A 23,334-nucleotide genomic window follows, 5' to 3' on the forward strand; every position below is an offset into this window, starting at 1 on the left:
ATTCTAAAAAACATAACACATATTATATATGGAGGTGACCATGATGGTATGGTACGACATTGTATTCAGGTTAGTTATAGCAATTATTGTAGGAGCTTGCATTGGAATGGAAAGACAATGGAGACACCGAATGGCTGGGTTACGGACAAATGCTCTCGTATCACTTGGTGCCTGTATATTTGTTTTATTATCCGTCATGCTTGATCATGATGCTAGCCCATCCCGCATTGCTGCTCAAGTCGTTAGTGGTATTGGATTTTTAGGGGGTGGCGTTATTATCCGCGATGGTTTTAGTATTAGAGGGCTAAATACAGCAGCTACTTTATGGTGTGCAGCTGCTGTCGGTACTCTTACAGGCGCCGGTTTCCTCGTTGCAGCTATATTAGGTGCAGCCGGCGTGTTACTAGCAAATATACTTCTTCGCCCAATTGCTCTTTTTATGAATAAAAAATCAAAAGAAGAATCACCAGAACAAACGAACTACTTACTTTCCCTTACTTGTTCAGAAGAAAATGAAGCACATATTCGTTTTTTACTTATGCATATGGTAAGTACAGAAGGAATCGGTTTAAAAGAGTTGTATAGTGAAGACGTAGATTCTAATCAAAAGGTGTGTATACAGGCTACATTACATTGCAAGACAAATGCGGCTATCTTAATTGAAAAAATAGTAAGTAGAATGCTATTAGAATCTGGCGTTACTGGAGCTGGATGGAAGACTTCTTTAAATTTAGAAGCGAGTTAACTAGGAAAGGTGTCATGATTTTACTACTTCATGACACCTTCTACATAAACTTATTTTCTAACTTTTGTTGAAACGACTTCTCTTGCTTACGTAGTAGTTGACTACCTCGTTGTAAAATCGGTGTTCCATACTTATCGTTAATTTGATCAATGACAGCAAGTAGTGGTTCTTTTTTCGCATCCTCTTCAAATGAAAATAAATCTAATTGTTTCACCGATTCTGTCTTCCACTCTATTTCAGTAGCTGTAACACCTAGTAAACGAACGGAATCACCATCCCAATGTTGCTTCCATAAACGGGATGCTGCTTGAAAAATATCGCGTTCTTCCCAAATTGCATTTTTCAATTGCTTACTCCGTGTTACTGTTCGCCTATCATGGTATTTAATCATAATTTGAATATTATAGCTGACAAGGGTTCGCTTTTGTAATCTTTTACTCACTGATTTTGATAACCGTTCTAACATATCAAGTAATTCTTTCTCTTCATCCATATCCTTTGAAAAAGTCATCGAGTTACCGACACTTTTATGTTGGCCCATTTGACTCGGATCCACTTCCCTATCATCCGTACCTTTTGCACGCTTTTGTAAATCAATACCGTGCTTGCCAATTTTAGCGCGAATGATATGCTCGTCTCCCTTCGCTAACTGTTCAATTGTATGTATATGAATTTCATTTAATTTTTCAGCTGTTTTTTCTCCAATCCCATGCATTGCTTCAACTGAAAGTGGCCAAATCATTTCTGGAATATCACGTTTTCGAAGTACGGTAATACCGAGAGGTTTTTTCATATCAGAAGCTGTTTTTGCTAGGAAAAGATTTGGAGCGATTCCGATACTACACGGAAGCTGCAACTCTGTTAATAGTGCTTGTTGAATCATCTTTGCTATTTCAAGAGGCGAACCAAGTGCGTAGCAATCTGTAATATCTAAATATCCTTCATCTATTGAGACTGGTTGTATCTTTTCTGTAAAACGAGAAAGGACTTGAAACATTTGAAATGAAGCTTCGCGATATAATGTGAAATTAGGACGCCTTACAACTAATTGCGGGCATAACCTTTTCGCTTCCCAAAGGGGCATCGTCGTACGTATTCCGTATTCTCTCGCCTCATAACTACATGTTATAATAATTCCTTTTCTCTCTTTTTCATTTCCAGCAACCGCTAATGGCTTTCCTTGTAATGATGGATCATGAGCAATTTCAACAGATGCGAAAAAGCAATTCATATCTACATGTAAAATAACACGACCATTTTTCGGATACATTTCTCGCATAGTACTCACTCCCTAATCAGAACGTTCGTTCTTTTATTATATCAAATTTTGCACAATAGTTATAATAATTACTTGTTCTTTTTTATAATCGATATAAATCGAAACTTTAATCAACTCTCACTAATCGGACTTTTACGGGCAGCAGGGCCCCCACCTAACTTCTTTACTTTCGCTGAATTTTGAGGTAGGGGTCTTACTGTCCGGCAAATAGCGGGATAAACTCAACTATACATTCCTTGTAGTTATATTAATCATTGCAATTAATTATTTACTACTTCCGATTTTCAATATGAATACGTTAAGGTTATTCCCTCGTCTAGTACATGTAGCAACAACGTATATACTTCCATAGTTTTTCTTATATTCGCTTATACGTCTTGTCAAAGCAATCGAATCAAAATAAAAAGCGTGTAAATCATAATTGATTTACACGCTTTTTCTATTCCATTACTTCGCTACTTCTTCAATAATTGCAACAACTAATTCTGCTGTTTTTGCTAATTCTTCAACAGGAATCTTCTCGTTTGTTGTATGAATTTCTTCATAACCAACCGCTAAGTTAACTGTTGGGATACCATGTCCTGCAATTACGTTTGCATCACTTCCGCCACCACTTTGGTGAAGAGAAGGTGTACGACCAATTTTTTCAGCTGCACGTTTTGCAACTTCTACAACGTGATCGCCATCAGCAAATTTAAATCCTGGGTACATAACGTTTACTTCAACGTCTGCATGACCGCCCATTTCTTTTGCAGTTGTTTCAAATGCTTCTTTCATTTTCGCAACTTGTGCTTCCATTTTCTCATTAATTAAAGAACGAGCTTCTGCAAAGATTTGTACATGATCGCAAACGATATTCGTTTGTGTACCACCTTCAAAACGTCCAATATTTGCAGTCGTTTCAGAGTCAATGCGACCAAGTGGCATCTTCGCAATTGCTTTCGCTGCGATAGTAATTGCAGATACACCTTTCTCCGGCGCTACACCAGCGTGAGCTGTTTTCCCGCGAATAATTGCGTTCACTTTCGCTTGTGTTGGAGCTGCAACAACGATTTCACCAACTTTTCCATCGCTATCTAATGCGTAGCCATATTTCGCTGTAATACGCTCACGGTCTAATGCTTTTGCACCAACAAGACCTGATTCTTCTCCGACTGTAATAATAAATTCTATTTTACCATGAGGGATATTTTTCTCTTTTAAAACACGGATTGCTTCGAACATTGATGCTAATCCAGCTTTATCATCCGCACCTAAAATTGTTGTACCATCTGATACGATATATCCATCTTTAATAGAAGGCTTAATTCCATTACCAGGAACTACTGTATCCATATGAGAAGTAAAGTAAATTGTATCAACACCATCTTTTGTTGCTGGTAAAGTACAAATTAAGTTACCTGCACCATGACCAGTTACAGCCATTGTGTCATCTTCAAATACTTCTACACCTAAATCTGTAAATTTCTTCGTTAATACTTTGCAGATTTCTGCTTCAAATTTCGTTTCAGAATCTACTTGTACTAATTCCATAAATTCATTTACTAAACGTTCTTGATTAATCATAAGACTGCGCCTCCTGCACTACCATTATGTATGTAACACTATTAATTATAACAGAATTTCGCAAAAGTTTCGAAATACAAGACAAAAAACAGATGGTTTACATGTCTAGATAACCATCTGCTTTCTATTACTCATTTAACAATACCCAGCGCATATGATCTTCCCACACGCCATTTACCATTAACATCTTCCTAGACACGCCTTCATATTGAAAACCTATCTTCGTTACTACTTGTATAGATGCTAAATTACGAGGCATAATCGGAGCTTCTATACGATGTAACTGAAATTCCCCAAAAGCAACTTGAATTGCTTTTCTAAGCGCTTCTGTCGTATACCCTTTGTTTAACTCTGCTTTATCTAATTTATAACTGAGTACACAAGATTGATAAATGCCACGAACGATTAAATTAAATGAAATACACCCAATTATTTTCGTATCATCACCCTTTTTAAAAATCCATAGTCTGATGATTTTCCCTTCTTCGAACTCTTTTCTATCCTTTTGCAACTTTTTCTTTTGATAATCTAGCGTAAAAAAATCATCCGGTCTATACTCTTCCCAAGCTTTTAAAAATTCACGATTTCTGTCGTAATATTGAAGAACTGTTTCAGCATACGACTCATCAATTTCCCTTAAGTATAAACGATCTGTTTCGTATATTTTCATCATCGTATCTCCATTCTTCAGCTTGCCCAACTAAAAATTAACAATATACCCTTTTACTATATTCTCTATACACACTCAAATTTCCTGTTATATTTTGCAATCCCCTCCCGAATTTTGTCCTCACTCTCCCCTTGTCCATAATTTCATTTCTCGTTACAATGAAATTGTACTGATTTGCAAGGAGGTATAACGATGCATAAAAAAGCTCAAAAAGTTATGGTTTATGTGATGCTGATTTCTATGCTTGTAACAACATTACTTGCTGGCGCGAGTATGTTTTGGTAAAAAGGGCGATGTGTTCGTCCTTTTTTTACTTTTCACACATGACAAAATAAACCATCTCGACATCGAGATGGTTTATTTTATATAAAACACAATCGCTACAATACTAAAGGAAAATGACATTACAAGTGCTATTACAAAACTTGTATACTGTTTCTGCTGAAATGCTCCAATAACAAAAGTTAGATTAAGTAATGCCATACATACAATCGCTACAAGATAAGAACATATATTAAAAGTTGCCAATATGAATGTAATAACAAATAGAAATCCCATAAAAAACTGCATATACGAAAGTTTTGGATTCAAGTACATATGAGCAACCCCTTTATCTAATTTTATCTTTCTATATTCTCATTAACGCACGGTTATGTACACATGTCAAGACAACTTATTATAATAGAAAAAGCCAACCTTTTCGTTGGCTTTTTCATATGCAACGGCTCCTTTTTCTTTTGCCAATTGCTGAAATGATTTTTTCGATTTCACAATCCATACTTTCGTTCCAATTGGAATGCGATCAAACAAATATTCCACATCGTTTTTCTTCATTCTTATACACCCTTGTGAAATATACTTTCCAATTGAACTCGGTTGGTTTGTTCCATGTATTCCATATTTACTTCCATCAGTTCCTCTTGCATTAAATCCAATCCACCTTGACCCAAGTGGATTTTTTGGCGACCCACCTGGAATATCCTTCGCAATATAATACGGATCCTTCGCTTTCATTACAACATCAAAAGTTCCTTCTGGAGTTAATTCATTCGTTTTCCCTGTCGCTACTGGAAAAACCTTTTGAATCTTTCCATCGTCAATGTAAGCTAATTTATTCGTTGCTTTATTTACAATAATAAAAGGATCTCCGGCACGTGGATTATCCCCAAGAGGCCAAATCGGCGATAAAGAAAGACATAATATGATAGAGAGAAGATACGGCATAGATAATTCCTACCTTCTATATAAGTTCTTTTATATTATCCTTTCCCTTAAAGCGACTTTTAATGAGTAAATATTGTTCCATTTCATACACAAGTTGAACAAGTTTCGCACGTATCTCAAATTCTTCGCGTGTAGCTGGTAATGGCATGTCTCTAAATAATTCCCTCATTTCTTGAAGCTGCCTTAAGGAAATAACGCCAGTACTCTCAGGGCTAATAGCATTACCAATGTTTTCAACAACATCTGCAATCATATCAGCTTGTTCATATGTCCATGATAAAGAAGCTGCTAGTGGTATCATTCGCTCTAAAATTTCGAATTGTTGCATACGCATATTAAAATAACGATAGTAATAATCATCTTCTCGCATAAATGCATTCTCAAGTTTTTTAAACGATAAATCTCTTGCTTCATTTAACATATTCTCGGTTTCAATGAGCTCTGCCCCACTCCAACTACTTTCTCGATTTCGTAAATACACAACCATTTCAAACAAAATCGTTTTAAAATTGCTCTCTATTTTATCCTGATACTCTTTTAGCTTATTTTCACTACTCGGCATATACATATTTACTAATAACGCCACGCTAATCCCTATCGTTAATATAGCAATTTCATTTCCAACTATAAGCCATGTAATTTGCTTCAATGAATATAGATGCATAACAATAACTGAACTCGTGACAATGCCTTCTTGAATTTTAAGCATTACTGCAGTCGGAATAAATGTAAGTAACAATATGCTAATTGCAAGTGGTGTATAGCCGATCGTTTCAAAAATACAAAACGCGAATACCATTGATAATACACAAGCTAGAAAACGATGTAACGACACTTGAAGCGATTTGCGCTTCGTATTTTGTACACATAAAATAACTAAAATACCTGCTGAACTATAAAATTCCAACCCTAATAACTGAGCAATAAAAACTGCCGCGCCTGTCCCTATTGCTGTTTTTACTGTACGGTATCCAATTTTAAACATATCATTACTCCTATATGTATAAACGTATTTACAGCTAGTATAAAAAAAGGATGACACAATGTCATCCTTTTCTACTTATTATTCACATAACCTTTTCATATTACAATATTTTTTGTAAAAATTGTTGCGCACGTTCACTTTTCGGCGCTGCAAAAAATTCTTCTGGCGCACTATCTTCTACAAGCTTTCCTCCGTCCAAGAAAAGAACACGATCTGCCACTTCTTTTGCAAAGCCCATTTCATGTGTAACGATAGCCATCGTCATTCCTGTCGTAACTAACGATTTCATAACTTCTAACACTTCTTTCACCATCTCTGGATCTAGCGCCGATGTCGGTTCATCAAATAACATAACTTCGGGTTCCATTGCTAACGCTCTTGCAATTGCTACACGTTGCTTTTGTCCTCCCGAAAGACGATTTGGATACGTATCTTTTTTATCTACTAGTCCAACCTTTTCTAAAAGTTTCTCAGCTTTCTTTTCAGCTTCTTGCTTCGTTACCCCTTTTACATTGGTAGGAGCATACGTAATATTTTCTAATACAGTCATATGAGGAAATAAATGAAAATGTTGAAATACCATACCGACATTTTCACGAACATGCATAACATTCGTTTTCGGATTCGTTACTTCTTCCGTTCCAATCCAAATGTGACCATCCGTTGGTGCTTCTAACATATTCATACAACGTAAAAATGTTGATTTTCCTGATCCAGAAGGTCCTATAATTGCAACTACTTCCCCTTTTTCAATCGTTGTTGTAATTCCTTTTAATACTTCGTTTTTACCAAATGATTTATGAAGGTTTTCAATTTTAATCACTTTTCTTCATTCTCCCTTCAATTTCCTTCCCGACTAATGTAAGAATAATGACTAACATATAATAAATCAGTCCAACAAAAAGTAATGGTTCAAGATATTTAAATGTCTCACCGCCTACGATGTAAGCACGACGCATTAAATCAGTCGCGCCTATTACTGTTACTACAGCCGATTCTTTCGTAAGTGTCGCAAATTCGTTCACAAGCGCTGGTAATATATTTTTTAATGCTTGAGGGAAAATAATATTTCTCATCATTTTTCCGTATGGTACCCCTAAAGCCATTGCTGCTTCTGTTTGTCCTTTATCAACCGCTTGAATACCAGCACGAATTACTTCTGACATGTATGCACCTGAATTCAAGCTAAATGCAAGTACAGCAGCTAAGAATGCTGGTATTTCATAACCAATTATTTGCGGGACACCGAAATAAATAATCATTAATTGCAATACAAGGGGTGTACCACGAAAAATTGATGTATAAAAATCTGCTGCTATATTTAATGCTCGTATTCTAGCAATTTTACAAAGTGCTAATAGCGTTCCTAAAATAAATCCTGCTAAAGCTGATACTGCTACAATTTTTAAAGTAACTTCTAAACCTTTTAGTATATATGGTATCGAAGGCGTAATCGCCGAAAAATCTAAGTTCATTCTTTTCATTCCCCTCACAGAAAAGTGAAAGGCAGCTTATTTTCCGCTGCCAAACCATTTCTTCACTAATTTATCCATTTCTCCATTTTCTTGCATTTTTTTAATTACTTTATTAAATTCAGCTGTTTTATCACTGTTTTTCGGAAGGGCAATTGCTGCTCCAACTTCTTCTGGCGCTTCTTTAATTTCAACTCCTTGTAAATCTTTCATTTTCTCTAAATAATTTTTAGCAACTGTGTCTTCTATAATTGCAGCGTCAAAACGACCAGCTTTAATTTCTTGTACGATTTCTGGTATACGGTCACGTCCCTCAACCTGGAAATCTACTTGTTTTTTAAATTCTGCTGCTTTCTCTTCTTGAATAGACCCTGTTTGTACTCCTACTTTTTTCCCTTTTAAATCCTCTACAGATTTAATGTTAGAATCCTTTTTAGAAACGACCATATTTTTCGCAACAAAATAAATATCTGTAAAATCAACATTATTTTTACGCTCTGCAGTTGGCGTCATGCCTGCCATTACGAAATCAACTTTTCCTGAACTAAGAGATGCTAATAAACCACCAAAATCCATATCTTTCACTTTCACTTCATACCCAAGTTCTTTTCCGATATATTTAGCAACATCAACATCAAAGCCGATAATTTCATCGCTCTTTGACGCATCTACATATTCATAAGGTTTATAATCTGCTGAAGTTCCCATTACGAGTACTTTTTTATTTCCTTTTGTTTCTTTCGATTCCCCATTACTACAAGCGCTGAATATACTTACAATTAAAATAAGTGCAAACGATATTGATACTAACTTCTTCATCTTTCTTCCCCCTAATAATGTATATTTAAAAGTTTAATAGAATATTTATTCGATGTTTGTATTGTATCAGCACTTTTATTTTTATGCAATATATAAAATAAAAATAAATAAAAAAACAATATAAACGCTATTTTTTATGTATAAAATGATGCATAAAATAACACAACTATGCATATTCCATAAATTTTAATAATAAATAAAAAAGGCGGCACATCCACTTGATTGTGGACGTGCCGCCTCTTCTCTTATTTTTATAGTTCTTCACAATTCTCTTCAAAATATGATTGTAGTTTCGCAATAACTTGCATCGGTTCATGACCTTCAATTTCATGACGCTCTACCATCGTTACAATTTTTCCATCTTTTAATAAAGCAAATGATGGAGAAGAAGGTGGGTACCCTTCGAAATATTCACGCGCTCTTGCTGTCGCTTCTTTATCTTGACCTGCAAACACCGTTACAAGGTGGTTAGGACGTTTATCATAATGTACGGAATGCGCAGCAGCAGGACGAGCAATACCACCTGCACAACCACATACAGAGTTTACCATTACAAGTGTTGTTCCATTTCTTTTAAACGCTTCTTCTACCGCTACTGGCGTCGTCAATTCTGTATATCCAGCAGAGACAATCTCTTCACGCGCTTGGCGGACAACATCATTCATAAAAAAGTTAAAATTAATCACTCTTTTCCCTCCTCTAAAACTACCTATTTGTATCTTACCAGTTAATGTTTATGAAATACAAGTAAGTTTACTTGTATTTCAGTATAGAAAAGGTGTTAGAGCTCTTGCTCTAACACCTTTTCTTTAATGACCACGATGTTTTTGCTTTGCTTTTTGTACTTTCATTAAACGTCTTCTTTCTTTTTCAGCTTCTCGCTTCTCTTTAGACTGCACTTTCTTTTCTTGTTTATGCAATTCATAAGATAAACTAATCGCCTCTTGCGCCTTAGTAAAACGTTTAATATTTATTTCTTTTGCTGCTTGTCGTATGGTACGCTTTATGTTTTTAGGACGCTGTTTTTCTTTAATTTCTACACCACATTTTGCAAAGTGCTGAAAATGCTCTAAAAGTGAACTATTCACAAACATAAGCACTTCTTCATCTGACGGTTCCGCCCCAAAAATATACCTCGCTCCATACAATTTCCCTTTTTCTTTGCATGTAATGATTCCAACAAAAAATTGGCCATCGTGATATACTGTCAAATCCATTGACAGCCCCTCCTTTAAAAGATTAGAAATACGGGACATCCCGGAGGGGAAGGTTACTGACATGGAATCATGCGTCTGGACTACCAACCAGAACTGTGTTTTTGTATTTCTTTCACTATGATTATATCTTTTTTTCCATAATCTTCATATATTCAGCAATCATTTTTTTATGCGATCCTACAATATAGTCAGGTAGTTCTGTTACTGAAAAGAATTTAAGCTGAACTGCTTCTTCTTTATTCATAACAAAATCCCCTTCGTATTCATCCGTATAATAGGCGGTTGTTACAGATTGAAATTCATCACCGTTTGCTAATTTTGTAAAGTAGTTCGCTCCAGAAAATACATTGATTAGTCGCAAGTTCTTCACTTTTATTCCTGTCTCTTCATATACTTCACGATAAGCTGTTTCTTCTGGTGATTCACTAAGCTCCATTAGCCCACCAGGTAGCCCCCATTTTCCGTACGGCTCTGTCCGCTGCTGCAATAAAACATATCCATTTTCATTTATAACGAGTACAACAGCACCAACTAAAATTAAAGGGCGATGACCAACTATTTTTCGTAATTCTTCTACATATCCCACCGTATCGCCTCCTTTTTCGTTGTCCACACTATTGTATCATATGTTCGAAACGACAAAATGCGTATATTTTTCATTTTTTTAACAAAATATTTATTTTATGTGATTCATCTACTGTAGCTAACATAATAGATTCCACTTCTGTACTCTCCTCTAGAAATTCTCTCGCCCAAGCTTCTGTTTTTCCTAATAATGCAAGAACATCTTTCTGTATCCTCCCATCCTTTACTAATACAAAAGAAACTGGAGATTTTTTTCCCGCCACTTTAAGATCAAGCCGCGAAACTGCTTCATATTCTGGATACCGAAATATAGAAACGACACCGTTTGCTTCCCATAATGCTAATTTAATCGTTTGAATATCGCTCACATTTCGCATACGAAGTTCCGAAAACAAATATTCCACGGTAATTCTCGCCTTTTTCAAATTGCTAAAATCAATGGAACCATTATGTATAAGAATGATAGGTGCTGGCTCTAAAAAACGTCTCCATCTATCCCATTTCAGCATTAAAACTGAGCTTATAATATGAAGTACAACGAGTATGAACGTTGTAATCATCGAGCCCAGTAACCCTACTTTTTCATCAGACAATGCGTTAGAAATATTCCCACCAAGCAATAACACTAATACAACATCTAAAAAACGAAGTTGTGCGATAGACCTTTGTCCCATCGCTTTCGCAACTAATATTAAAAATATGTATGCTATAATAGCCCGAATAACCCATTCACTACTAGAAAGATGCCGTGCTCCTTCAAAAATATGCATATGCATCACTTTGCACTCCTTACCCGTCTCAAACTGCTAACCTGTTTTAGTTTGCAACGTTTATGAGCATATATGTAAAAAAGCTGGTTCGTTTAAAAACGAACCAGCTTTTTTTACTTAACTGAAAACATATATTTTTTATACGTTTTCCGTACCGATAGTATGAGCCCCATCATAATCATATTCGAGAATAAGGAACTTCCCCCATACGATAAGAAAGGTAATGCAATACCTTTTACAGGCATTAATCCAACGATCATACCGATGTTTTGGAATATTTGAACTGTTAATATACCGATCGATCCAGCGCATAATAATGTACCAAATAAATTATCAGCGGAATAACCAATAATAATTGTTCGATATAGTAGTAATAGGAACAAGAAGACAACTAAGGCTGCTACGATAAATCCACCTTCTTCGGCAATTGTAGCGAAAATAAAGTCAGTATGCTTCTCTGGGATATAGACGCTTCCTCCCCCAAACCCTTTACCTTCCATTCCTCCACTACCTACAGCTAAAATCGATTGTTGCGTTTGATAACCTTGATCTGCATTTTCAAATGGATTTAACCAACCTACAATACGCGACTGTTGGTGAGGTTTTAGTAAAGTAACTAAATTATTATAGAAAAAATCTTGATACTTAAAGAAAATAAATATTAAAGCAGATAATATGGTCAACGGAATAACTGTACATAATGCTATCAATTTCTTTTGAATACCTGACATAAATAAAATACATGCAATAGCAGCAGCATATAAGAACACCATACCTGTATCAGGTTGACTATATACAACCGCCATAGGTGGAAGTGACACTAGCATAATTTTACCTACTAGCTTTAAATCTGTTTGGAATGTCCTTGCCATATACTGTGCATTATGTTTTACTGCTATACTCGCTACTACAAGTAGCAATGCAATTTTGAAAAACTCAGACGGCTGAATTTGTCCAAATACTGGGAAAACAAACCATCTTTTTGCACCTAATTTTTCAGGTGTAAAACCTGATGGTGGTAATACTTTCAAAAGAATAAGTGAAGCAAACCCAGCAATATAAAGCGGCCAAGATAATTTTTGTAACTGATCTAAATCAATGCTTGCAACAAGAAGTAACAATACAACCCCAATTATGTAGTTAACACCTTGTTTCATAGCAAAGTTTGCAGCTCCATACTGTCCCGTTTGCTGACTGCTATATATAGCAGCTATACTCGTCACACATAGTGCACACAAAATTAAAATTAATTTTACATCTAAACTTTTTAGAAACTCGGTACTTCTTTTCATGACATCCTCCTGAAACATTGTTACGGCAAAAATAAAAAACCAGGAGTCAACATTCTTCATGTTTTGACGACTGATTACACATTATCTATAAAACACTTATATAGAATAACTCTCTTTTTCATACAATACAATATATTATACTACAGTTTCATCAGTAAGATTTGCCAAAAAAATTATTCTTTTCTTATTTTATATCCATATACCATATATCAGCAATGTATTTTCGTAAATTCCTAATACATAATCGTTTATTGTAAGATTACTGGGAAAGATATTTATACATATAGTAGGATGTAGATGAAGAAATAAGATAATAAAAAGCTCGCATAAGCGAGCTTTTTATTAATATACAGATGTATTATTTTCTGACATGTTTTCTAAAATTTCTTTAACACGCCCTAAGAACTTACCACAAATTAAACCATCAAGTACTCGGTGATCAAGTGATAAACATAAGTTAACCATGTCACGAGCACCGAACATACCATTATCCATAATTACTGGGCGCTTTACAATTGATTCAACTTGTAAAATAGCCGCTTGTGGGTAATTAATAATACCCATAGATTGAACAGAACCGAATGATCCTGTGTTATTAATTGTAAATGTTCCACCTTGCATTTCGTCTGCTTTTAACGATTTCGTACGTACTTTTCCTGCAAGTTCTGTAATTTCACGAGCGATACCTTTAATTGTTTTCTCGTCCGCTTGCTTAATTACTGGTACAAATAGTTCTTCCTCTGTTGCAACAGCGATAGAAAGGTTAATATCTTTCTTCTGAACAATTTTATCGCCAGCCCACATTGAATTAATTTGAGGATACTCTTTTAACGCTTGTGCTACTGCTTTTACGAAGAAAGCAAAGAACGTTAAGTTAAAGCCTTCACGCTTCTTAAAGTCACCTTTAATTGAGTTACGGTATGACACAAGGTTTGTCACATCTACTTCAATCATCATCCAAGCATGTGGTGCTTCATGTTTACTACGTAACATGTTTGCTGCGATTGCTTTACGCACACCTGTTACTGGAATTTCGATATCTCCAGGCATTGTAGGTACAGAAACTGGTTTCGCAGCTTCTACTTTTTGCGCTACTGGTGCTGCTTTTGGTGCTTCTGGGTGAGCTTCTACTACTGCCGCTACAGCTTCCTCTTTCTTCGCTGCACCTGCTTGCGGAATATTTCCAGATTCCACTAGCTTTAAAATATCTTTACGAGTGATACGGCCGTTTGCTCCCGTACCTTCTACTAGATCTAAATCAACGTTATGCTCACCCGCAAGTTTTAACACAGCTGGTGAAAAACGTGGTTTTCCATCAGTTGGTTGTTTTACTTTCGGTGCTTTTTCAGACGTAGCTACTTCTGCCTTTGGTTCTTCTTTCGTTTTTTCCTCAACAGCTGTTGCTGCTACTTCATCTGCGCCTTCTACTTGAATCACACAAACTACTTCACCTACAGCTAACGTATCACCTTCACCAGCGATTAACTCTTTTACAATCCCCGTGAAAGAAGATGGTACTTCAGCATTTACTTTATCAGTCATTACTTCTGCAAGCGGATCATACTTGTTTACGTGATCGCCAACATTAACGAGCCATTTACTAATTGTGCCCTCTGTAACGCTCTCCCCGAGCTGAGGCATTGTAATATTTTCTACAGCCATGTATAGTCCCCCCGATTAAAATTCCGCAAGTTCACGCATTGCTTTTTCAACTTTATCTGGATTTACCATAAAGAATTTTTCCATTGTTGGTGCATATGGCATTGCTGGAACATCTGGACCTGCAAGACGTGCGATTGGCGCATCTAAATCAAATAGACAGTTTTCAGCAATAATTGCTGCCACTTCACTCATAATGCTTCCTTCTTTATTGTCTTCTGTTACAAGAAGAACTTTACCTGTTTTAGAAGCTGCTTCAATGATTGCTTCTTTATCTAATGGATATACAGTACGTAAATCAAGAATGTGTGCAGAGATGCCATCTTGTGCTAACTTTTCAGCCGCTTGAAGAGCAAAATGAACACATAATCCGTACGTGATAACTGTAATATCATCACCTTCACGTTTTACATCTGCTTTTCCGATTGGTAATACGTAGTCATCCTCCGGCACTTCACCTTTAATTAAACGATATGCACGTTTATGTTCGAAGAATAATACTGGATCTTCATCACGAATGGCTGCTTTTAATAAGCCTTTTGCATCATATGGTGTAGAAGGGATAACGATTTTTAAACCTGGTTGGTTTGCAAACATCGCTTCTACAGATTGTGAATGATACAATGCACCGTGAACACCCCCGCCAAATGGTGCACGAATTGTAACTGGACAAGTCCAATCATTATTAGAACGATAACGAATTTTTGCTGCCTCAGAAACAATTTGGTTTACTGCTGGCATGATGAAATCAGCAAACTGCATTTCAGCGATTGGACGCATACCATACATTGCCGCACCAATTGCTACCCCAGCAATTGCAGATTCTGCAAGCGGTGCATCAAGCGCACGATCTTCACCAAATTGATCATACAAACCGTGTGTCGCTTTAAACACGCCACCTTTTTTACCAACATCTTCTCCTAAAACGAATACTTTCTCATCGCGTTCCATTTCTTCGCGCATTGCTAATGTAATAGCATCAATATAAGACATTACAGCCATGAAACGTTCCCCCCTATTCTGCGTATACGTGCTTCAATGCATCTTCAGGTGCTGCATACGGAGCATTTTCTGCATATTCTGTTGCTTCATTTACGATATGCATAATTTCGTCTAACATTTGTTTTTCCGATTCCTCAGTTAATACACCAGCTTCTTTTAAATAAGCCGCGAATGTTATAATTGAATCTTTTTTCTTTGCTTCTTCTACTTCTTCTTTATCACGATAAACACGATCATCATCGTCACTAGAATGTGCTGTTAAACGATATGATACTGTTTCAATTAAAGTTGGGCCTTCACCACGGCGACCGCGATCTGCTGCTTCTTTTACAGCTTTATATACTGCAAGCGGATCGTTTCCGTCTATTGTATATCCAGGCATACCGTAACCAATCGCACGATCTGATACGTTTTTACATGCTAATTGTTTTTCAACTGGAATAGAGATTGCATATTTGTTATTTTCACACATAAAAATAACAGGTAGTTTGTGTACACCAGCAAAGTTTGCCCCTTCATGGAAGTCACCTTGGTTTGAAGAACCTTCTCCAAATGTAACGAACGTTACTAAATCTTTCTTCTCCATTTTTCCAGCTAATGCAATACCAACTGCATGTGGTACTTGCGTTGTTACTGGAGATGAACCTGTAACAATACGATTTTTCTTTTGACCGAAGTGACCAGGCATTTGACGACCACCAGAGTTTGGATCTCCAGCTTTCGCGAAAGCAGACAACATAAGCTCTTTAGCTGTCATACCAAATGCTAGTACAACACCCATATCACGGTAGTATGGTAATGCATAATCTTTCTCTCTATCAAGAGCGAACGCCGCTCCAACTTGTGCAGCCTCTTGTCCTTGACAAGAAATTACGAATGGAATTTTACCAGCACGGTTTAATAACCACATACGTTCGTCGATTTTACGTGCAAGTAACATCGTACGGAACATTTCTAATACTTGCTCATCACTTAAGCCAAGCTCTTCATGGCGCTTTTCTTTTACTTCTGCCATTTTTCATAACCTCCTAAATCCACATTTTTATGCGTGTAACGCTCTTCCATCTACAGCAAGTGCTGCTTCACCAATCGCCTCAGATAATGATGGATGCGGATGAATTGTATGTGCTACTTCCCAAGGTGTTGCATCAAGTACTCTTGCAAGACCAGCTTCAGAAATCATATCTGTTACATGTGGTCCAATCATATGAACACCAAGAATGTCATTTGTCTCTTCATCAACTACAAGTTTTACGAAACCATCTGATTCTCCGTATACAAGTGCTTTTCCGATTGCGCGGAATGAGAACTTACCTACTTTTAACTTATAGCCTTTTTCTTTTGCTTCTTGTTCTGTTAAACCGACAGAAGCAACTTCTGGACTGCTATATACGCATTTTGATACCATAGAGTAATCAATTGGTGTAACTTCTTTCCCTGCAATATGTTCTACTGCAGCAATTCCTTCATGAGAAGCAACGTGAGCAAGTTGCAGGCCACCGATTACATCTCCAATTGCGTAAATATGCGATTCTTTCGTTTGATAAAACTCATTTGTTTGAATGTATCCTTTTTCCACAACGATATCTGTATTCTCTAAGCCAATATTTTGCGTATTCGCTTGTCTTCCTACAGATACAAGCATTTTTTCTGCTTTAAATTCTTTATTTTCACCGTTGTGTTCAGCTTGGATTGTTACTCCATTATCTTTTACCAATGTTTCTGGTAATACTTTTGCACCAGTTACCACTTTAATACCTTTTTTCTTGAATAGACGTTGCATTTCTTTTGAAACATCTTGATCTTCTAGTGGTAATATCGTTTTCGCATACTCTAATACTGTAACTTCTACACCGAAGTCAGCAAGCATAGATGCCCACTCAATACCGATTACACCGCCACCAACGATAATAATCGAACTAGGAAGCGTTTCCATTTTTAGAGCATGATCTGAAGACATTACGTACTCTCCGTCTAATTCTAAACCTGGTAATGAATTTGGACGAGAACCTGTTGCAATAAGTACATTTTTTGGAATTAACATTTCATTCTCTTCTCCACTTGCAAGTTCAACTGAAATTGTCCCTGGCATCGGAGAGAAAATAGATGGGCCAAGAATACGGCCAATACCTTCAAACACATCAATTTTACCTTGTTTCATTAAATGTTGAACGCCTTTATGAAGCTGCGTTACTATCTTCTCTTTACGCTCTTGTACTTTCGCAAAGTTTAGTTCTACATTGCTTGCAATAACTCCGAACTCTTCGCTTTTTTTAGCAGTTGCATATACTTCCGCACTACGTAAAAGAGCTTTACTAGGAATACATCCTTTGTGTAAACAAGTACCACCAAGATTTTCTTTTTCGACTAGTGCAGTTTTTAACCCTAGTTGTGATGCACGAATTGCAGCAACATATCCACCAGTACCGCCGCCAACGATGACTAAATCATATTCTTTTGCCATTATCTCAACCCCTAGCTACCGTTTCTTTTTCACGTACAACGTATTCTTTTGGAGCTTCTTCTTCACGTAATACACGAAGTGCTCCTTCTGCTAACGCTTCTAACTCATCTTCGCCTGGATGTACGATAACATCTGCAATCCAGTCCACTCGCTCTTTTATTTCATCGACAAGAATTTTACTGTATGCCAGTCCACCAGTTAATACGATTGCATCGATTTTCCCGTGAAGTACAGCGCTAGCTCCGCCAATCTCTTTTGCAACTTGATATGCCATTGCTTTATAAATAAGAGTTGCTTCAGGATCACCTTTTTCAACCATTTGCTCTACTTTAATCGCATCATTTGTACCGATTAAACTTACAAGTCCACCTTGTCCGACAAGTTTTTTAATCATTTCATCACGGTAATACTCACCAGAGAAACACATTTCTACTAGTTGCCCTACTGGTACTGTACCAGCGCGCTCTGGACTAAATGGTCCTTCTCCGTTTAAACCGTTATTCACATCGATTACTCTTCCTTTTTTATGAGCACCAACTGTAATACCGCCACCCATATGTGTAACTAATAAATTTAAATCCTCGTATTTGTGATTTAACTGTTCAGCTACTTTACGAGCAACTGCTTTTTGATTTAATGCATGGAAGATACTTTTGCGTTCCATACCAGCAATGCCACTTATACGAGCAACCGGCTCCATCTCATCTACAACGACAGGATCTACAATGAATGCAGGAATGTTTAATCCAGAAGCAATTTCATATGCTAAAATGCCTCCAAGGTTTGAAGCGTGATGACCGCTAAAGCCATTTTTCAAATCTTCTAACATCGCATCGTTTACTGTATACGTACCGCCTTCGATTGGACGAAGTAATCCACCACGCCCACAAACAGCGTTTAATTTTGAAATGTTAATACCATGAGAATGTAGAACTTCTAAAATCGTTTCTTTTCGAAACTCATATTGGTCGATAATTCTCTTATATTTTCCAATCTGTTCTACGTCATGACGAATCGTTTCTTCTAGAACGGGTCTTTCATTATCAAAAACACCAATTTTTGTGGATGTACTACCTGGGTTAATAACAAGAATTCGATTTACAGACAATGTTGCTACCTCCACTAATAAATTCAAAAGGAAGTGGAAACCTCATAAGAGGTAACCACACCTTTTGTAAAAGTTATATATGAATGATTAGCGACGGCTAATAATATCGTGACCGTTGCGTAAGTAAGTGCTACGAGAATTCTTCAAGCTTGCAATGCGCTCTTCAGCTAGACGATCTGCCGCTACATAAGTTGCTATGCCATCGCGTTTTGAAATTTCGATTACTTTTGCAATCGTGTCATAAATAGACTCAACACGTTTTAGTGCACGTTCTCTATTGTATCCATATAATTCGTCTGCTACGTTAATTACGCCACCTGCATTAATTACATAATCTGGTGCGTATACAATACCCATTTCATGAATGATGTCACCATGACGATCTTCTTTTAATTGGTTATTTGCAGAACCTGCGATTACTTTTGCTTTAAGTTGTGGAATAGTTTCATCATTAACTGTTGCGCCTAGTGCACATGGTGCGTAAATATCGCATTCAACACCGTAAATTTCATTTGGTTCAACTGCTGATGCACCGAATTCTTCTACAGCACGTTGTACAGCTTCTTTATTAATATCTGTAACGATTAATTTTGCTCCTTCAGCGTGTAAATGTTTGCATAGGTGATATGCTACGTTACCAACGCCTTGAACAGCAATTACTTTTCCTTCTAAATTGTCAGTACCGAAAGCTTCTTTTGCAGCTGCTTTCATACCACGGTAAACACCGTATGCAGTTACCGGAGATGGGTTACCAGAAGAACCGAATGATGGTGAGATACCTGTTACAAAGTCAGTTTCTTCATGGATAATATCCATATCATCTACTGTTGTACCAACATCTTCAGCTGTAATGTAACGTCCGTTTAGTCCTTGGATATAACGTCCTAGTGCACGGAACATTGCTTCGCTCTTATCTTTACGAGGATCACCGATAATTACTGTTTTCGCACCACCTAAGTTTAAACCAGCTGCTGCGTTTTTGTATGTCATCCCTTTTGCAAGACGCAATGCATCTTCAATCGCCGCTTCTTCAGAATCATATGTCCACATTCTTGTTCCACCAAGAGCCGGTCCAAGTGTTGTATCATGAATTGCAATAATTGCTTTTAAACCAGATTCTTTATCTTGACAAAATACTACTTGCTCATAATCATATTTTTCTAAGTATTCGAAGATTTCTAATGTCATTGTCGTTTCCCCCTAATGTTTTACCCTTTTTGGTTTATTTTGAAGCAGTCGCAACTGCCAATGCTAATGAATATACTTTTGTTTCTGCTGAATCAGCACGAGATGTTAAAACAATCGGTGCTTTTGCGCCAGCAATCATTGCTCCTACTTTTGCATCCGCAAAGTATACGAGTGATTTATATAGCACATTTCCAGCTTCAATCGTTGGGACGAGTAAAATATCTGCCTTACCTGCTACATCACTTACTATGCCTTTATGCTCTGCTGCAATTTGTGATACTGCATTATCTAAAGCAAGTGGTCCATCAACGATACAATCTTTAATTTGTCCGCGGCGATTCATTTGTGTTAACATCGCTGCATCAATTGTCGCCTGCATCGCTGGATTCACAACTTCTACTGCTGCAATTGGTGCCACTTTTGGCAAGTCGATTCCTATTGCCCGGGCAACTTCTACAGTATTTTGTATAATAGCAGCTTTTTGTGTTACATCAGGTGCGATGTTCATCGCTGCATCTGTAACAAAAATAAGACGATCGTAATTTGGAACTTCAAATGCTGCTACATGTGAAAGTACGCTACCTTTACGTAGGCCCCACTCTTTGTTTAACACAGCCTTCAAAATATTCGCTGTTGGGATGTTCCCCTTCATAAGCACGTCTGCTTCACCATTTCTCACAGCTTTAACAGAAAGTTCTGCAGCCTCTGCACTAGACATTGCTGCAATCACTTCAACATGTTCTGAAGTTTGTAAACCATGTTCTTGTAGCATCCCCATTATTTTTTCTTGATTTCCATATAGACGAAATTGAGCTAACTGTAATTTAATTGCTTTCGCTACAGCTTCAATTACTTCATGATCTTCAGCTACTGCTACAGCTACAGTTTTTTTAGGCTGCCCTGCTGCTTGATCAATTAAGTATTCTAACTTCATATTTTGTAATCAACCCTTTCCGTCGTCCCTCGTCTATTTATAAAGCAAATACCGTGCCAACTTTTAAAAGTGGTCTTACCAATAATGAAAACGCATTCAAAATGCAGTAAAATCAATACTTTGGAAAATAACAAAAGATTCTGTCTTATTTTGTCGCTTTTTGTATACCATGCAATAAATTGCACGGTACGCAATTTATTGCATGCTATTTTTTGCATGGTCATACTTTTCTATCTTGTAATATAAATTTCGAACGGAAATTCCTAACGCTTTTGCAGTTTGCGTTTTATTCCCATCAAATCTCTCCAAATATTCATGAATAATATTCCCTTCAAACTCTGTCACTAAATGTTCAAGTGGCTTTTCTTCTAATTCAGGTAATAAATGAGATTGCTTTGACTCCACCTGCTCTTCGTTATGTAATGGCGGTAAATGGTGTACATCAATATAGGTCTCGTTATAATTCATAAAGATAATAGCTCTTCCCAGAATATTTTCAAGTTCCCTCACATTCCCTGGCCATTCGTATGATTGTAAATATAAAATGGCTGAATCAGTGAGCCCTTCTACATTACGACCGTAATCTTGATTAATTTTTTGAATCAATCTGTCCGCAATTGTCGGTATATCTCCTTTACGTTGACGAAGAGATGGAATTTGAATTGGGATTTTATTTAATCGATAATATAAATCCTCCCTAAACTTCCCTTCTAGAATAGCCTTTTCTAAATTCACATGCGTCGCTGCAATTACTCGAACATTAATAGGTATCGCTTTCGTTCCACCAACTTTTACAATTTCTTTTTCCTGCAGTACACGAAGGAGTTTCGCTTGTGTATTTGCAGATAACTCCCCTATTTCATCTAAAAAAATACTACCGTTATTTGCTTCCTCAAAGAACCCACGTTTCCCGCCTCTTTTCGCTCCAGAAAACGCCCCTTCCTCATAACCAAATAATTCACTTTCTAACAACGTCTCCGAAATGGCCGCACAGTTTACACGGACAAACTTATTGTATTTTCGATTACTTCCATTATGGATTGCATGTGCAAACAATTCTTTACCAGTCCCAGATTCACCGCGTAACAGTACTGTTGCTGGTGTATTTGCTCCTAGCTTCGCCTGTTCGATAGCTGCCGTTGTTTCATCTGAATTCCCGACAATATCATCAAATGAATATTTCGCTTCTAATGTGCGAATAATTTGCCTTGCTCTATTCAATTCATTTGTTAACTTTTGAATTTCCGACACGTCACGGATAACGCCGACGCTTCCTTTCAATATTCCATCCACAATGACTGGTGCCACGTTTACAATTACATCGCGCTTTTTTTGCCCAATCTTCATATGTATTCCGCGCACCGCACGACGCGTTCGAAGTACTTTCATATGCATACTTTCGCCTTCTACAATATCAGTTGTAGCAGGCTTCCCAATAATATCTTCTTCTGTTAAACCCGTTAATTTCGTATATGCCGGGTTAATGACTAAACCTCTTCCTTTTTCATCCACAACCGAAATTGCTTCTTCAGATGAGTTAATAATTGCCTCTAATAGTGTTTGAATCTCCTTTAAATCTGTAACTTCTTCCGCTAAATCTACAACTTCTGTTATATCTTTAAAAATTGCAAATGCCCCTTGTACCTCTCCGCCCTCTTTTAATATCGGTATACGCGTTGTAATAATTTTCTTTCCATTCTCTAATGTTAGTTCATAATTTACTTCTATTTGTTTCGTACGTATAATACGAAGTAATTTACTAGTTGGAATGACTTCTAAAATATATTTTCCTATCGCCTCTTCTTTTTTATATCCGATAATACGCTCTGCACTTTTATTAAAAAGACGAACTTGTCCCTCTCGATCAATTACGATCATGCCGTCATGTGTAGAATTTAAAATTAATTCTCCTTGTTGCGTTTGTTCCTCTAATCGCCCAATCAGCCCTTCCTTCTCATGCGCTAATCCTGTAACAATTTTTGCGATATCACCTGGTATAAGAAGAGTGTCTTTTTTCTTTTTTTCCAATAAAACCTTATGCACATCATCTTCACCTGTCATATCAAATATTACATCGATATGCATAGAAAGAAATGGAGTTACACTTTCTCCAATTGCAATCCCGTATTCCTTAGCAATTTGTAGTCCTTTTGCCAACGGATTTATATCAATAATCCCTATAATTTGAAATATATTCGAACTTTGTAACAGATTCAGCAGTGCGCTCCCGCCTTCACCTGCACCAACAATTAATACTTTTTGTTTCATATATCCCACTTCCTCTCGAAGTAACTCTGCAAATTTTTTCACACCTTTATCTTACTCGTTCAGCACCCTCTTGACAAACCCCCTTTC

Annotated in this window: 24 protein-coding genes; 2 read left to right on the forward strand and 22 right to left on the reverse strand. The window is 36.8% G+C overall.

Going from position 1 to position 23,334, the window contains the following annotated elements:
* The first annotated feature begins 43 nt into the window (after nucleotides 1–43).
* Entirely contained in the window at nucleotides 44–745 is a 702-nt protein-coding gene (locus ACUN13_RS02165) for an MgtC/SapB family protein (protein WP_000262342.1), read from the forward strand.
* A 40-nt stretch (nucleotides 746–785) separates the two neighbouring features.
* On the opposite strand, the gene ACUN13_RS02170 is transcribed toward ACUN13_RS02165, so the two are convergent.
* From ACUN13_RS02170 to ACUN13_RS02180, 3 genes are all read right to left on the reverse strand, one after another.
* On the reverse strand, nucleotides 786–2,024 hold the full coding sequence (locus ACUN13_RS02170; protein ID WP_001208858.1) for a DNA polymerase IV: 1,239 nt from the start codon (nucleotides 2,022–2,024) through the stop codon (nucleotides 786–788).
* A gap of 447 nt (nucleotides 2,025–2,471) precedes the next feature.
* Nucleotides 2,472–3,590 carry a tripeptidase T gene (locus ACUN13_RS02175; protein ID WP_000609803.1) on the reverse strand — a complete coding sequence of 373 codons (1,119 nt, stop codon included), beginning with the start codon at nucleotides 3,588–3,590 and terminating at the stop codon, nucleotides 2,472–2,474.
* A 127-nt stretch (nucleotides 3,591–3,717) separates the two neighbouring features.
* Nucleotides 3,718–4,263, reverse strand: a complete 546-nt coding sequence (locus ACUN13_RS02180; RefSeq protein ID WP_001987197.1) for a GNAT family N-acetyltransferase — start codon at nucleotides 4,261–4,263, stop codon at nucleotides 3,718–3,720.
* A gap of 189 nt (nucleotides 4,264–4,452) precedes the next feature.
* Here ACUN13_RS02180 and prli42 point away from each other — a divergent pair, with 189 nt between their 5' ends.
* The gene (gene prli42 / locus ACUN13_RS02185) at nucleotides 4,453–4,545 is read left to right on the forward strand and encodes a stressosome-associated protein Prli42 (RefSeq protein ID WP_000549040.1); all 93 of its coding nucleotides are present in this window, start codon (nucleotides 4,453–4,455) and stop codon (nucleotides 4,543–4,545) included.
* Nucleotides 4,546–4,617: 72 nt separating this feature from the next.
* On the opposite strand, the gene ACUN13_RS02190 is transcribed toward prli42, so the two are convergent.
* The 19 genes from ACUN13_RS02190 to ACUN13_RS02280 form a co-directional block, all read right to left on the reverse strand.
* Entirely contained in the window at nucleotides 4,618–4,857 is a 240-nt protein-coding gene (locus ACUN13_RS02190) for a DUF3894 domain-containing protein (protein ID WP_000281167.1), read from the reverse strand.
* A gap of 66 nt (nucleotides 4,858–4,923) precedes the next feature.
* Complete coding sequence (locus tag ACUN13_RS02195) at nucleotides 4,924–5,484, reverse strand: L,D-transpeptidase (RefSeq protein ID WP_001146566.1); 561 nt, start codon at nucleotides 5,482–5,484, stop codon at nucleotides 4,924–4,926.
* A gap of 16 nt (nucleotides 5,485–5,500) precedes the next feature.
* A complete protein-coding gene (locus tag ACUN13_RS02200; protein ID WP_000472671.1) occupies nucleotides 5,501–6,469 on the reverse strand; it encodes an aromatic acid exporter family protein in 969 nt (322 codons plus the stop codon).
* Between the two features lie 100 nt (nucleotides 6,470–6,569).
* Complete coding sequence (locus ACUN13_RS02205) at nucleotides 6,570–7,292, reverse strand: amino acid ABC transporter ATP-binding protein (protein WP_000590206.1); 723 nt, start codon at nucleotides 7,290–7,292, stop codon at nucleotides 6,570–6,572.
* Entirely contained in the window at nucleotides 7,285–7,944 is a 660-nt protein-coding gene (locus ACUN13_RS02210) for an amino acid ABC transporter permease (protein WP_445423650.1), read from the reverse strand. Before ACUN13_RS02210 ends, ACUN13_RS02205 begins: the two co-directional genes overlap by 8 nt.
* A gap of 36 nt (nucleotides 7,945–7,980) precedes the next feature.
* Nucleotides 7,981–8,760, reverse strand: coding sequence for a transporter substrate-binding domain-containing protein (locus tag ACUN13_RS02215; RefSeq protein ID WP_000737675.1), 780 nt, complete (start codon nucleotides 8,758–8,760; stop codon nucleotides 7,981–7,983).
* Between the two features lie 251 nt (nucleotides 8,761–9,011).
* Nucleotides 9,012–9,425, reverse strand: coding sequence for a BrxA/BrxB family bacilliredoxin (locus ACUN13_RS02220; RefSeq protein ID WP_445423716.1), 414 nt, complete (start codon nucleotides 9,423–9,425; stop codon nucleotides 9,012–9,014).
* Nucleotides 9,426–9,569: 144 nt separating this feature from the next.
* A complete protein-coding gene (locus ACUN13_RS02225) occupies nucleotides 9,570–9,977 on the reverse strand; it encodes a YjdF family protein (RefSeq protein WP_000366588.1) in 408 nt (135 codons plus the stop codon).
* Nucleotides 9,978–10,098: 121 nt separating this feature from the next.
* On the reverse strand, nucleotides 10,099–10,563 hold the full coding sequence (locus ACUN13_RS02230; protein ID WP_000542551.1) for an NUDIX hydrolase: 465 nt from the start codon (nucleotides 10,561–10,563) through the stop codon (nucleotides 10,099–10,101).
* Nucleotides 10,564–10,633: 70 nt separating this feature from the next.
* The gene (locus ACUN13_RS02235; protein ID WP_000550974.1) at nucleotides 10,634–11,338 is read right to left on the reverse strand and encodes a DUF421 domain-containing protein; all 705 of its coding nucleotides are present in this window, start codon (nucleotides 11,336–11,338) and stop codon (nucleotides 10,634–10,636) included.
* Nucleotides 11,339–11,445: 107 nt separating this feature from the next.
* Nucleotides 11,446–12,624 (reverse strand): FtsW/RodA/SpoVE family cell cycle protein, encoded by a 1,179-nt coding sequence (locus tag ACUN13_RS02240; RefSeq protein ID WP_000831181.1) that lies wholly within the window; start codon nucleotides 12,622–12,624, stop codon nucleotides 11,446–11,448.
* Between the two features lie 342 nt (nucleotides 12,625–12,966).
* Complete coding sequence (locus ACUN13_RS02245) at nucleotides 12,967–14,286, reverse strand: dihydrolipoamide acetyltransferase family protein (protein ID WP_088343929.1); 1,320 nt, start codon at nucleotides 14,284–14,286, stop codon at nucleotides 12,967–12,969.
* Nucleotides 14,287–14,301: 15 nt separating this feature from the next.
* The gene (bfmBAB, locus tag ACUN13_RS02250; protein ID WP_000290071.1) at nucleotides 14,302–15,285 is read right to left on the reverse strand and encodes a 3-methyl-2-oxobutanoate dehydrogenase subunit beta; all 984 of its coding nucleotides are present in this window, start codon (nucleotides 15,283–15,285) and stop codon (nucleotides 14,302–14,304) included.
* 13 nt (nucleotides 15,286–15,298) lie between these two features.
* Nucleotides 15,299–16,300, reverse strand: a complete 1,002-nt coding sequence (bfmBAA, locus tag ACUN13_RS02255; protein ID WP_000852551.1) for a 3-methyl-2-oxobutanoate dehydrogenase subunit alpha — start codon at nucleotides 16,298–16,300, stop codon at nucleotides 15,299–15,301.
* Nucleotides 16,301–16,327: 27 nt separating this feature from the next.
* Nucleotides 16,328–17,749 carry a dihydrolipoyl dehydrogenase gene (lpdA, locus tag ACUN13_RS02260; RefSeq protein ID WP_001051289.1) on the reverse strand — a complete coding sequence of 474 codons (1,422 nt, stop codon included), beginning with the start codon at nucleotides 17,747–17,749 and terminating at the stop codon, nucleotides 16,328–16,330.
* 4 nt (nucleotides 17,750–17,753) lie between these two features.
* Complete coding sequence (buk, locus tag ACUN13_RS02265; RefSeq protein WP_000115781.1) at nucleotides 17,754–18,857, reverse strand: butyrate kinase; 1,104 nt, start codon at nucleotides 18,855–18,857, stop codon at nucleotides 17,754–17,756.
* An 87-nt stretch (nucleotides 18,858–18,944) separates the two neighbouring features.
* Complete coding sequence (locus tag ACUN13_RS02270; protein ID WP_000171355.1) at nucleotides 18,945–20,045, reverse strand: leucine dehydrogenase; 1,101 nt, start codon at nucleotides 20,043–20,045, stop codon at nucleotides 18,945–18,947.
* A 34-nt stretch (nucleotides 20,046–20,079) separates the two neighbouring features.
* Nucleotides 20,080–20,979 carry a phosphate butyryltransferase gene (gene yqiS / locus ACUN13_RS02275; protein ID WP_000764677.1) on the reverse strand — a complete coding sequence of 300 codons (900 nt, stop codon included), beginning with the start codon at nucleotides 20,977–20,979 and terminating at the stop codon, nucleotides 20,080–20,082.
* Between the two features lie 195 nt (nucleotides 20,980–21,174).
* Nucleotides 21,175–23,247, reverse strand: a complete 2,073-nt coding sequence (locus ACUN13_RS02280) for a sigma-54 interaction domain-containing protein (protein WP_025687929.1) — start codon at nucleotides 23,245–23,247, stop codon at nucleotides 21,175–21,177.
* Nucleotides 23,248–23,334: the final 87 nt, after the last annotated feature.

Source organism: Bacillus cereus group sp. Bce041 (assembly GCF_052646455.1).

What these genes read in the sequence shown, in the direction of transcription:
- ACUN13_RS02245 (WP_088343929.1), bottom strand. Translation starts at nt 14,286, where the DNA reads ATGGCTGTAGAAAATATTACAATGCCTCAGCTCGGGGAGAGCGTTACA.
- ACUN13_RS02195 (WP_001146566.1), bottom strand. Translation starts at nt 5,484, where the DNA reads ATGCCGTATCTTCTCTCTATCATATTATGTCTTTCTTTATCGCCGATT.
- ACUN13_RS02240 (WP_000831181.1), bottom strand. Translation starts at nt 12,624, where the DNA reads ATGAAAAGAAGTACCGAGTTTCTAAAAAGTTTAGATGTAAAATTAATT.
- lpdA (WP_001051289.1), bottom strand. Translation starts at nt 17,749, where the DNA reads ATGGCAAAAGAATATGATTTAGTCATCGTTGGCGGCGGTACTGGTGGA.
- ACUN13_RS02225 (WP_000366588.1), bottom strand. Translation starts at nt 9,977, where the DNA reads ATGGATTTGACAGTATATCACGATGGCCAATTTTTTGTTGGAATCATT.
- ACUN13_RS02165 (WP_000262342.1), top strand. Translation starts at nt 44, where the DNA reads ATGGTATGGTACGACATTGTATTCAGGTTAGTTATAGCAATTATTGTA.
- ACUN13_RS02175 (WP_000609803.1), bottom strand. Translation starts at nt 3,590, where the DNA reads ATGATTAATCAAGAACGTTTAGTAAATGAATTTATGGAATTAGTACAA.
- ACUN13_RS02170 (WP_001208858.1), bottom strand. Translation starts at nt 2,024, where the DNA reads ATGCGAGAAATGTATCCGAAAAATGGTCGTGTTATTTTACATGTAGAT.
- ACUN13_RS02270 (WP_000171355.1), bottom strand. Translation starts at nt 20,045, where the DNA reads ATGACATTAGAAATCTTCGAATACTTAGAAAAATATGATTATGAGCAA.
- ACUN13_RS02235 (WP_000550974.1), bottom strand. Translation starts at nt 11,338, where the DNA reads ATGCATATGCATATTTTTGAAGGAGCACGGCATCTTTCTAGTAGTGAA.
- ACUN13_RS02210 (WP_445423650.1), bottom strand. Translation starts at nt 7,944, where the DNA reads ATGAACTTAGATTTTTCGGCGATTACGCCTTCGATACCATATATACTA.
- ACUN13_RS02200 (WP_000472671.1), bottom strand. Translation starts at nt 6,469, where the DNA reads ATGTTTAAAATTGGATACCGTACAGTAAAAACAGCAATAGGGACAGGC.
- ACUN13_RS02280 (WP_025687929.1), bottom strand. Translation starts at nt 23,247, where the DNA reads ATGAAACAAAAAGTATTAATTGTTGGTGCAGGTGAAGGCGGGAGCGCA.
- yqiS (WP_000764677.1), bottom strand. Translation starts at nt 20,979, where the DNA reads ATGAAGTTAGAATACTTAATTGATCAAGCAGCAGGGCAGCCTAAAAAA.
- bfmBAA (WP_000852551.1), bottom strand. Translation starts at nt 16,300, where the DNA reads ATGGCAGAAGTAAAAGAAAAGCGCCATGAAGAGCTTGGCTTAAGTGAT.
- ACUN13_RS02190 (WP_000281167.1), bottom strand. Translation starts at nt 4,857, where the DNA reads ATGTACTTGAATCCAAAACTTTCGTATATGCAGTTTTTTATGGGATTT.
- prli42 (WP_000549040.1), top strand. Translation starts at nt 4,453, where the DNA reads ATGCATAAAAAAGCTCAAAAAGTTATGGTTTATGTGATGCTGATTTCT.
- ACUN13_RS02215 (WP_000737675.1), bottom strand. Translation starts at nt 8,760, where the DNA reads ATGAAGAAGTTAGTATCAATATCGTTTGCACTTATTTTAATTGTAAGT.
- bfmBAB (WP_000290071.1), bottom strand. Translation starts at nt 15,285, where the DNA reads ATGGCTGTAATGTCTTATATTGATGCTATTACATTAGCAATGCGCGAA.
- ACUN13_RS02180 (WP_001987197.1), bottom strand. Translation starts at nt 4,263, where the DNA reads ATGATGAAAATATACGAAACAGATCGTTTATACTTAAGGGAAATTGAT.
- ACUN13_RS02220 (WP_445423716.1), bottom strand. Translation starts at nt 9,425, where the DNA reads ATGAATGATGTTGTCCGCCAAGCGCGTGAAGAGATTGTCTCTGCTGGA.